The organism is Mesorhizobium sp. M7A.F.Ca.CA.001.08.2.1 (assembly GCF_003998455.1).
In the GTDB taxonomy this organism is placed as follows: domain Bacteria; phylum Pseudomonadota; class Alphaproteobacteria; order Rhizobiales; family Rhizobiaceae; genus Mesorhizobium; species Mesorhizobium ciceri.
The window spans coordinates 1-10,258 of sequence record NZ_RZPW01000141.1; the positions used below are offsets into that span (position 1 = coordinate 1).

Sequence of the window (10,258 nt, forward strand, 5' to 3'; positions counted from 1 at the left end):
GTCAGCGACTGCGACTGGTCGCGGCCGGTGAAGAAGGCGAGTTTCCTGGGGTCGGTCCGGCGGATGTTCGACAGCCGTTCCGTAGCGATAGAAAACGCCTCCTCCCACTCGATCTCGCGGAACTCGCCGGAGCCGCGCGGGCCGGCGCGCAGCAGGGGCTTCTTCAGCCTTGCCGGGCTGTAATGCTGCATGATGCCGGAGCTGCCTTTGCCGCAGATGACGCCGCGATTGACCGGGTGGTCCTTGTTGCCGTTGATGTAGCGGACCTTGCCATCCTTGATGTGCACATCGATTCCGCAGCGGCAGGCGCACATGTAGCAGGTCGTCTTGGCGATGCTGTCGGAAACGGCAGGCGAGGTGTCGACGCCGTCGCCTTCGTCAGGCGCTCGCGTGTCGGCAAGCGGGCGTTGCGATGGTGCCGAATTCGCGCCGCGCGGCGGTCCCTGCATCATGATCCGGTGGCGCCTGTACGGCGCATGGATTTGGCCCGCGTCTTCGGTCCGGGGCCGCGCATATAATGCTCTTCCGGGTGGTAGCGATCACCGGCAAGCCACCGCCTTATGCCGCGGATCCAATGCGCAAGCAGGGATCTGAAACGCCCGATCATTCTGCTCTCTGCGATCTTTCGGCGAATTTTTTCTAACTTCGCCGGAAAACTTAGAATAAAGCTATCGATCTGTCTAATCAGTTGTTCTTGTAAATTCGATCGATATTGGTTCTTAATACGGACATGACCCTGGACCAGTTGCGGATTTTCGTCGCCGTCGCCGAGCGCGGCCATATGACCAAGGCGGCGGAACTGCTGGGCATTTCGCAGTCGGCGGCATCGGCGGCCATCCGAGCGCTTGAAGAACAGCACGGCGTCCACCTGTTCAACCGCGTCGGCCGCAACATCGAGCTTGCCCAGACCGGCCATCGGTTCCTGCCCGAGGCCAAGGCCGTGCTCGAACGGGCCGCCGCTGCCCGCAATGTGCTGGAGCATGTCTCGCAGACCGTCACCGGCAGCCTCTCGATCGCCGCCAGCCAGACCATCGCCAGCTACTGGCTGCCGCGCCGGCTGGCTTCCTTCCACGAAGCCTATCCGGCCGTCAGGCTGAGCGTCTCCATCGGCAACACCAGGCAGGTCGAGGCCAATGTCCTCGATGGCGCGGCGGATCTGGGCCTGGTCGAAGGCCGCACCGAGTCCGATATCCTGCGCCGCACCAAGGTCGACGTCGACAGGCTGATGCTGGTGGTTGCCAGCGCGCATCCGGAGATCCCCGAAGTCGCGCCCGGCCGCCCTGACATCAAGGGCCTGCGCTGGATCATCCGCGAGGGTGGTTCGGGTACGCGCGAGGTGCTGGAGGATCTGGCGCGCCACGAAGGGATTTCGCTCGCCGACCTCCAGATATTCCTGGTGCTGCCGAGCAATGAAGCTATTCGCCAGGCGGTCGAGGCGGGGGCCGGCGCCACCATCATCTCCGAGCTTGTCGCGGCTCGCGCCGTGGCCGAAGGCAGTCTGAGATCGGTGCCGCTCGAACTGCCGAAACGCGACTTCGCCATGATCACCCATCGCGATCGCCAGGCAAGCCTGGCCCAGATGGCGCTCAAGGCGCATCTGGGCGCTGGGACCGCTGGAAGTGGTCTGGTGTAGTGCCACTTCAGAATCTGTCCGGCCCAGGTCTTCGCGCGGTTTTAATGTGGTTTTCGTGTGGTCCCGTTCTGGGCATCTACATATTCAGCGATGAGTTTGTGGTTGTCGGTTCAAGGTCGGTCAAACTTTTTAATGCGGAGAATAACCTATGTAATCTCCGCATCTTTTGCGGCAATTACAATTGTTCATGCGGTGAATAAGACGTATAATCTCCGCAGGAGACGCGGAGAATTATGGCAAAGTACATACACCAGTTACTCGAATGGCCGAAGTTCAATTGGAAGCCGGAGAAACTCGCCCGCCGGCTCTCGGCCGTGCGGCACAGGCAAGGTCAGCTCTTCGGCCAAATGCAGACACTGGGCTTCCCGTTGCGGCAAGAAGCTATCCTCACAACGTTGACCGAGGACGTTGTCAAATCCAGCGAGATCGAGGGCGAAATCCTCGATCGCGAGCAGGTAAGGTCGTCCATCGCGCGCCGTCTCGGCATAGAGACCGGTGCGCTGTTGCAAGTAGATCGTGACGTCGAAGGTGTTGTCGAGATGATGCTGGACGCCACACAGAAATATAGCGAACCCTTGACTGATGAGCGCCTATTCGGCTGGCACGCCGCACTCTTTCCGACCGGTCGCAGCAGCATAACGAGAATTATTGTCGGCGCCTGGCGCAATGACAAGACAGGTCCGATGCAAGTTATCTCTGGCCCGTTCGGCAAAGAGCGGGTTCACTACGAAGCGCCGGCTGCCGACCGCCTCGACAATGAAATGAGAGCGTTCCTGGATTGGTTCAGCAACAGCCTTGACCTTGATCCCGTCCTCAAGGCAGGCCTTGCTCATCTCTGGTTTGTGACGATCCACCCCTTCGATGATGGCAACGGCCGAATTGCCCGTGCTATCGCCGATATGGCGCTGGCCCGGTCCGAGGACAGCTCACAGCGCTTCTACAGCATGTCGGCGCAAATCCGCCTCGACCGTAGTGGCTACTATGACGTACTGGAGAGGACGCAGAAGAGCCCAGACCTTGATGTCACGCCGTGGCTGGAGTGGTTCCTGCAATGCCTTGGCCGAGCCATCGAGGGTGCGGAGCAAACACTATCGGATGTGCTCTTTAAGGCCGAGTTCTGGAAGCAGCATGCCGGCCAATCGTTCAATGATCGTCAGCGTGACATAATCAATCGCCTTCTGGATGGTTTCGACGGAAAACTCACCTCCTCGAAATGGGCGATCATCGAAAAATGCTCGCCAGACACGGCGTTACGCGACATCACCCAACTAATCGACATGGGCGTTCTCGCCAAAGATCGGGCGGGCGGCAGAAGTACAAGTTATCATCTCTTGCATCAAGAAACCCATTCTTAGCTGGCCCATGTGCACGCCAAGGGACAATCGGCTCCAGGAGGGTCTATCGGTATGGACGGAATCAGCCGAACTTGCGTTGCGCATCCAGCGCCAGGCCAAGTCCGACCGAGCCGAACATGTCGCCTTCGATGACGGATGCCTGCGGCACCAGCGACAGGATCTCTCGTTTGGCCAGCGGGATCGCGGTCGATCCGCCGGTCAGGAACACCGCGGTGATGTCGGACGGCTTCACCTCAGCGTCCCTGATAGTCTGCCCGACCGTTGCGGTGACCCGCTCGATGTCCCTGGCAATCGTCACGTCGAGCCCGCTGCGCGTGATTTCGGCGGTGAACTCCGCACCCGGCAGCTTCACAGCGACCTCTGCGGATGACCTGTCGGTCAGCTCTATCTTGGCCTTCTCGACACGTGCGGCCAACGCGTGTCCGTAGCGGTGTTCGACGACGTGGATGAAACGGTCGACCAGGTCGGCGCGCTCGGCCTCGTAGCGGATCTGGCGCAGATGCGTCATCGCCTTGGCGGTGTAGACCAGGTTGATGCGCTGCCATGTGGCAAGGTCTATGAAATAGCTTGCCGGCAGGTTGCGCTTGCCGTCCTTGGTCGGCGTCAAATAGCCGAGTTGCGGCATGACATGGGCGATGCTCAGCAGCCGGTCGAAATCCGTGCCGCCGATATGGACGCCCCGGCTGGCCAGGATGTCGTCCTTGCGGTCGAGCGAACGGGAGCGCTGCGGCGAGACGCGCACGATCGAGAAGTCCGACGTGCCGCCGCCCATATCGATGATCAGCGCCAGCTCCTCGCGTGTCACCTTCTGCTCGTAGTCGAGCGCCGCCGCGATCGGCTCGAACTGGAAAGCGATGTGCTTGAAGCCCTGGGCACGCGCGGCGTTCTCGAGTTCGCTTTGCGCCTTCGCGTCGGCCTCGGCATCGTCATCGACGAATTGCACCGGCCGGCCAAGAACGACGGTCTCGACCGTATCGCCGGCATCGGCTTCCAGCCTCTTCTTGAGATGGCCAAGGAACATGCCGACGATCTCCATGAAGCCGATCGACCGCGATTTGATGCGGGTCTTTTCATGCGCCCGCGAACTGCCGAGCACGCTCTTCAGCGAACGCATCAGCCGGCCTTCGATGCTGTCGGTGTAATTGGCGATGGCCTGGCGGCCAAAGCAGGTGCGGTTGTCCTCGAAGTTGAAGAACACGGCACTGGGCAGCGTGACCTGGCCGTTCTCCAGCGCGACGAGGCGCGGCTGCCCGTTGCGGACCACGCCCACGGTGGAGTTCGAAGTGCCGAAGTCGATGCCGCCGAAGGCTGGTCGCATGACAAGTTCCTGCATTTGTCGTCGGCGAGCCGACAGGCGCCATGAGAAATCGCGCGCTGTCCGGGGACGGGCTGCTCTGCCGAACCGAATTGTTTGTGTCTGCCATTTGGCTGGGGAGCGCGGTCTACCGCATGCCTCGGCAAAGGGAAACCACTTTTCGGGGAAAATCCTAATCTCGCCGGAAGATCAGCCTTCCGAGCCAGCCGGTCAGCATGGCCAGCGATATCGCGAAGACGCCGTAGAGGAAGGAATAATTGTGCGCGACACGGAAGATCGACTGCTCGAAACCGGATTTGCGGATTTCGAGCTGGGCCGAGCTTTCCTTGATGAACAGGCCGCTCTTGAACAGGAACGCGCGGGCTTTGTGGGTTCCAACCGGCACATTTGGCGCCAGCCTCACTGTGGCGCGGAAAAGGTTCTGCGACAGGAATTGCACGCCGCCGACATTCTCGCTGTAGAGCCCGGTCGCCGACTTGCGCTCCCGCAGTGCCGCCGTGAACTCCTCGATCGTCGCCGGGCTGTCGCCGGCATCGGCGGGCTGCATATAGAGGTTGGAGGCGCCGAGCGACAGCTGCTTGTAGCTGTTGGGTTCGGTGATGTCCTGCAGCGGCCGCGTCGTCGCCACCGAATAGGAGACCGGCACGTTTTCGAAGGTCTCAGAGTCCAGATTGACCCAGACGCCGAGCACCCTGTCCTTGCGGCGCACCACCACCGGTTTGGGCGGACCTTCGAGCACGACGATGACGTCGTAGCGGCCCTGGCGCGCGACGAGTGGATCCGGGTTTTCCAGCGAACCGAAGATGGTTAGATCGGCCCCGGAAAAACCGGCGGTGATCGAGACGTTGTCGGTGGAGAGACCGATCTGGATGCCTTCGGTCAGCGGGACCTGTGCCTTCGCCGGCACGGCGGCCGCAAGCAGCGACAGGACAATGGCGGTTGCGAATGTGCTGCGAGCCTTCATCAGTTGAGGCCCGCGGCAGACAGCGAATAGAGGTTGGGCGGGGTGACGAAAAGATCGATCGCCAATCGTATCGCCACCGCCAGCACCAGCAGTGCCAGCAAGGCCCTGAGCTGCTCGCCGCGCAGCCTCTGGCCGGCCTTCGCGCCGTACTGCGCGCCGGCGACGCCGCCCGCCATCAGCAGGAAGGCCAGCACGACATCGACTGTCTGGTTGGTGGTGGCGTGGACCAGCGTCGTATAGGCGGAGGTGAAGATGATCTGGAACAGCGAGGTGCCGATGACGACATTGGTCGGCACTTTCAGCAGATAGATCAGTGCCGGCACCATGATGAAGCCGCCGCCGACGCCCATGATCGACGACAGGAAGCCGATGCCGGCGCCAAGGCCAAGGACAGGGATGACGCTGACGAACAGTTTTGACGCCCTGAACCGCATCTTCAGCGGCAAGCGGTGGATCCAGTTGTGCTGGCCGGATTTCTTCAGCACCGGCGCCGCACCGCTGCGCGTGGCGCGCAGCGCATTGACGCTTTCGACCAGCATCAGCCCGCCGACAGTGCCGAGCAGCACGACGTAGAGCAGCGAGATGAACAGGTCGAGCTGGCCGAGCCTGCGCAGGAAGGCGAAGACGTAGATGCCGCCGGTGGAACCGACAATGCCGCCGGCCAGCAACACCCCGCCGAGCTTGAGGTCGAGCGTACCGCGCTTCATGTGCGAAAGGACGCCGGAGACGGAGGAGGCGATGACCTGGTTGGCGCCAGTGGCTACAGCGATCGCCGGAGGGATGTTGTAGAAGATCAAGAGCGGCGTGATGAGGAAGCCGCCGCCGACGCCGAACATGCCCGACAGGAAACCCACCGCCGCGCCCATGGCCAGCAGGACGAAGATATTGACGGAAATTTCCGCGATCGGGAGATAGATGCCCACCCGTCAGTCTCGATCAGTTCTGCCTGTCGGCGAATGCAACCGTTGCGGGCATCTTGGACCGACAAGCCAATTCGTTCTTGCGCCGGAGGTGCTGCGAAGTCAAACCGCGCTACGCCGCCGAAACAAAAAACATCTCAATCAGTTAACAGGCGAATGTGTGGCAAGGGCGTCGTGGAAGCGACGCCTCTGCCGTTATTTGCGCGCCAGCAGTGCCTTCACCAGGTTTTCGTCGACTTCGCCGGTCGCCGCCATCTTGTTGTCGGTCTGGAAAGCCATGATCGCGGTCTTCGTTTTCTGGCCCATCTTGCCGTCGGCGCCGCCGGCGTCGTAGCCGTTCTTGTTGAGAATGCGCTGGATGTTCTGGACGGCCTTCTTCATGTCGATGCTGGCGGTCGTCTGCGGCGCGCCGTCCTGCCAGGACTCGGGAATGTCGGCCGAGTTGGCTGCCGCATCCAGCGGCTTGGCCTTCCACAGCTCGGTCGCGGCGCGGGCGCGCTCGAGCTGCTCGGGCCGCAGCGCATTGGCGATCTCGTCACGCTTGGCCGCCGCATCCTTGTCGCCGGTCTTGGCGACGAGCGCGAACCATTTGTAGGACTCCTCGAGGTTCTGCTTCATGCCGACGCCCTTGGCGGCGAGGATGCCGAGATTGAACTGGCTGTCCTTGACGCCGACGTCGGCCGCCGCCTGGAACCAGTGCGCGGCCGATTCATTGTCGGTCACGCCGTCAGCCGCCATGGCAAACAGCACGGCCAGATTGTGCATGCCGCTGGCGTTGCCCTGTGCCGCGGAAAGCTGGTACCAGGTCTTCGCCTTCTTGATGTCGCGCGCGACGCCGATGCCCTTTTCGTAGAAATTTCCGATACGGTATTCGGCCGGCGCGAAGCCGAGTTCCGCCGATTTCTCGTACCATTTGGCCGCTGCCGCCATGTCTTCCTTGACGCCGCGCGACTCGGCATAGCGCGAGCCGATTTCGAACAGCGCCTTGGCGTCGCCGCTGGCAGCGGCATCACGCAAGGCGGCCGGGCCGGCGTCAGCAGGAATGTCGAATTTTGCCGTCGTCGCCGGCGAAGCGTCCACCGGCGGAACCGCGCCCGTGGTGTCCTTGGCGGTGGTCGGCTCTGTCGCCACAGGCTGGATGCCGGTGGCGGTATCGGTATCGGCAGGTTCGGCGGCGACCGGAACGGTCGAGGCCGGCGCAACCGAAGCTGTCGTCGTCTCGGACACCGCTGGGTTCGCATCGGCCGATGTAGCCAAGGCGACGGGGGCGGGAACCGGTTCTGCGATCGGCGCGGCACCCGTCGACGGCTCGGCGCCTGGCGGCGTGGCAATCATGCTTTGCGCGGCCATGTCGTCCTTGGTTGCCGGTGCGGATGGCTCGGCCTGTCTGACGGTGCGGTCAGGCATGCTTTCCACTGCCGCGGGCTGCGCGTCCGTCTTTGGCTGGCTCGCGGCATCGAGCGAGGCGGTTTGTACCGGCTGCGAGGCGACGATCGGCGCAACGTCGTTGCTTGCCACCTGGGCGGGATCGGCGAAGAAGGCCTTGCCCAGTTGCAGGGCGCCCAGCGCCAGCAGGATCGCGGTTGTCCCCATCAGGATCGGCTTGCGCCGTGCCTTGAGCAGGTCGCCGATCCGCAGTGCCTTCACCGGTCCGGTCACCGTCGACTGGCGCTTCAGCGCATCGGCCTCGGCGGCCGCGGCCTGCGCCGCGCGCCGGGCAGCGGCGATGAAATCCGATTTCGCGGCATCGGTGTCGCTGGGCTTGGCCGGCTGGCCGCGCTCGTCACGCACGCGCTTCATGATGGCATTGAGGTCAGGTGCGCCGGAGCCGGGCTCCAGCGGCCGGTTGGCCATTTTCGGATCGAGCGGCTCGTCGAGATCGACGCTCGGTATTGGGGCACTCGGCGCTGAGCCGGCCAGTGGCGGGATATCCGCCTCCTTCTTGCCCTTGAAGGCGCGGGCCAGCCCGCCGAACAACGATTTGCGGCCGCCGGCCTGTCCGCCTTTCTGGGCGATCGTGTCCGAACCGAGCGCGGCCATGGCCGCCGCCGCGGCAGCCTCGGCCGGCGTGCGCGTGCCAATACCAATACCGAGGTCGCTACGCATACCCAGGTCGCCGCGTGCACCCGGCTCATTGCGCAGGATGGCGGCGGCACGGCCATCGAGATCTGCCATGTCCCCAGTCAATGGCAGGGGCTGATCGATATCCATCGACGGCGCGTCGACGGCCATTTTGGGTCGGCGCACGCCGCGCCAGTTGCTCGGCTCGGCCGGTGCCGCATCCAGCAATTCGCTCATCGCCTCGACCGGCTCGCCGGGTTCGAGCGAACCCAGCCGGTCGACGATCTTGAGCAACGTATCGTGGATGGCCTCGAACGTTCTCGAATTGCGTTCGTCGGAGCGCCGCGTCAGCGTTTCAAGCGTCTTCAAATCCTGGGCGAGGCCGGAAACCGCGGTCGCATTGGCGCTCGAACCGGCCAGCGATTGCACTGCGTTCTCGGCCGCTTCGCGCGCCGCGCCAAGGATGGAATCGCGGGTTCCTGCGAGCGACTTTTCAATTTCGTTGAGACGCGGGCTGATGTCCTCGAATTCCGGCAGCGGGGTGCTGGGCTTGGAAAGATGAGCCGACAGGCCGGCAACCTGTGCTTCCAGGCTGCGGATCAGCGCCGGATCGATGCCGGCGACCTGTGCGGCCGACGCGTCCAGCCGGCTTGAAATGTCTTCGAGCCGGCTCTCCAGGCCGCGGATCGCCGCTTCGCCCGCGGGATCGGGCACACGCGTTTCAAGGCGCTTGGCGAGCGCCGTAAAGCGGGCATCGATGGCTTCCATGATGCCGACGCTGTCGACCTGCGGCATGCGCTGGTCGAGCCTGTCAGCAACCTCGTCCAGCCTGCGCTCGAGATCGCGGAACAGCATGTTGCCCTGTTCGATGGCGTCACCCTGGCGGCGTTCCATCATGCTCGACAGCACGTCGAAGCGTTGCTCCAGCCCATGGAAGATGTAGTCGGCGTCAGGCATGGCGGGTGCCTGGTCGATCTTGTCGGCGATGAATGCGATCTGCTTGGCCAGGCGCTCCATCGCCTGCTCCGGCAGATTGGCGCGGCCGGCGAGTTCGTCGACCCGGCCCGACAGCGTGCTCAACCGGTCCATGACCGCGTTGCCGGGACGATCCTGCGCCACTTCCTGGATCTGGCCGGCAAGCGAGTCGATCCGTCTCTCTATGCGCTCGAAAGCCTCGTGGTCGAATGAATTGGCTTGCGCGGCGACCGTCGATGCCACGATGGCGCGGGAAATCTCGTCCAGCCGCTCGTCGATCATGCCAAGCGTGTCGCTGCCACGATTGTCTTGCTGGCTGGCGAAATGGTCGACAGCGCCGGCAAGCGTGCGCACCTTCTCCTCCAGCGAGCGCAGCGACAACGATTCCGGCAAATTGTTGACGGCATTGCTGATCTGCTCGAGCCGGGCGGTGAGAGCAGACAGGCCCGGGTCGTCCGAGCGCTTGCGCTGGTCGGCGTCGACGCGGTCTTCGAACGCCGTCCAGCGGCGATCGAAATCGTCCCAGCGGCGGTCGACCTTCTGCACGCTCTCTTCGCGTGCCAGCGTTTCGAGTGCGGCTTTGACCTGTTCGAGCTCGAGGCGCAGCATGTTGACGCTTCTGTCGTCGCTCTTCTCGGCCAGGGTCTGGATGGCGCCCGAAAGACGCTCGAACTCAAGGCCGAGTTCAGCACTGCCCTTGGCCGAAGCACCGGGCCTTGCGCCTGACTGGAAGGCCCGCTCGATGTCCTTGCGCAGCGCTTCGAATTCCCGCTGCAGGCCTGCGGTCATCTGGTGGCGCAATTCCTCGCGCATGCCGCGCAATTCGCCGGCGATCTTGCCGACCATGGCAACGCCATCCTCCTGGCCGCGCACGCGATCGATATCGCGGGCAATGGCCTGGTAATTCTGCTCGAAAGCGGCGGCTCCCTGCATCGGGCTCTTCGGACGCGACGCGGGCTGCGGGTCCTCATACCAGCGCTGCTGGCCAGAGGGCCGGGCGGCGGGGTAGCGCGCATCGGCACCATATTGGCGGGG

The 10,258-nt window shown here is 63.5% G+C and carries 8 protein-coding genes; 2 read left to right on the forward strand and 6 right to left on the reverse strand.

From position 1 onward, the window contains the following. Window positions 1-452 (reverse strand): molybdopterin-dependent oxidoreductase (locus tag EN914_RS11235; RefSeq protein WP_164778711.1); only part of this gene is annotated, 452 nt, incomplete at its 3' end. Beyond that, on the reverse strand, window positions 449-781 hold the full coding sequence (locus EN914_RS11240) for a hypothetical protein (protein ID WP_127218591.1): 333 nt from the start codon (window positions 779-781) through the stop codon (window positions 449-451). The genes EN914_RS11235 and EN914_RS11240, both read right to left, overlap by 4 nt. Between EN914_RS11240 and EN914_RS11245 the strand changes: the two genes are divergently transcribed. Next, entirely contained in the window at window positions 731-1,633 is a 903-nt protein-coding gene (locus tag EN914_RS11245) for a LysR family transcriptional regulator (protein WP_024503178.1), read from the forward strand. The two genes, EN914_RS11240 and EN914_RS11245, sit on opposite strands and share 51 nt — an antisense overlap. Before the next feature lie 233 nt (window positions 1,634-1,866). After that, window positions 1,867-2,988, forward strand: coding sequence for a Fic family protein (locus EN914_RS11250; RefSeq protein WP_024503177.1), 1,122 nt, complete (start codon window positions 1,867-1,869; stop codon window positions 2,986-2,988). Between the two features lie 61 nt (window positions 2,989-3,049). Here EN914_RS11250 and EN914_RS11255 read toward each other — a convergent pair whose 3' ends face one another. From EN914_RS11255 to EN914_RS11270, 4 genes are all read right to left on the reverse strand, one after another. Further along, window positions 3,050-4,306, reverse strand: a complete 1,257-nt coding sequence (locus EN914_RS11255; RefSeq protein ID WP_127389079.1) for an Hsp70 family protein — start codon at window positions 4,304-4,306, stop codon at window positions 3,050-3,052. Between the two features lie 169 nt (window positions 4,307-4,475). After that, on the reverse strand, window positions 4,476-5,267 hold the full coding sequence (locus EN914_RS11260; protein WP_013533664.1) for a TIGR02186 family protein: 792 nt from the start codon (window positions 5,265-5,267) through the stop codon (window positions 4,476-4,478). Beyond that, complete coding sequence (locus EN914_RS11265; RefSeq protein ID WP_013533663.1) at window positions 5,267-6,190, reverse strand: sulfite exporter TauE/SafE family protein; 924 nt, start codon at window positions 6,188-6,190, stop codon at window positions 5,267-5,269. Before EN914_RS11265 ends, EN914_RS11260 begins: the two co-directional genes overlap by 1 nt. A gap of 192 nt (window positions 6,191-6,382) precedes the next feature. Continuing rightward, window positions 6,383-10,258 (reverse strand): peptidoglycan-binding protein (locus EN914_RS11270; protein ID WP_127389080.1); only part of this gene is annotated, 3,876 nt, incomplete at its 5' end.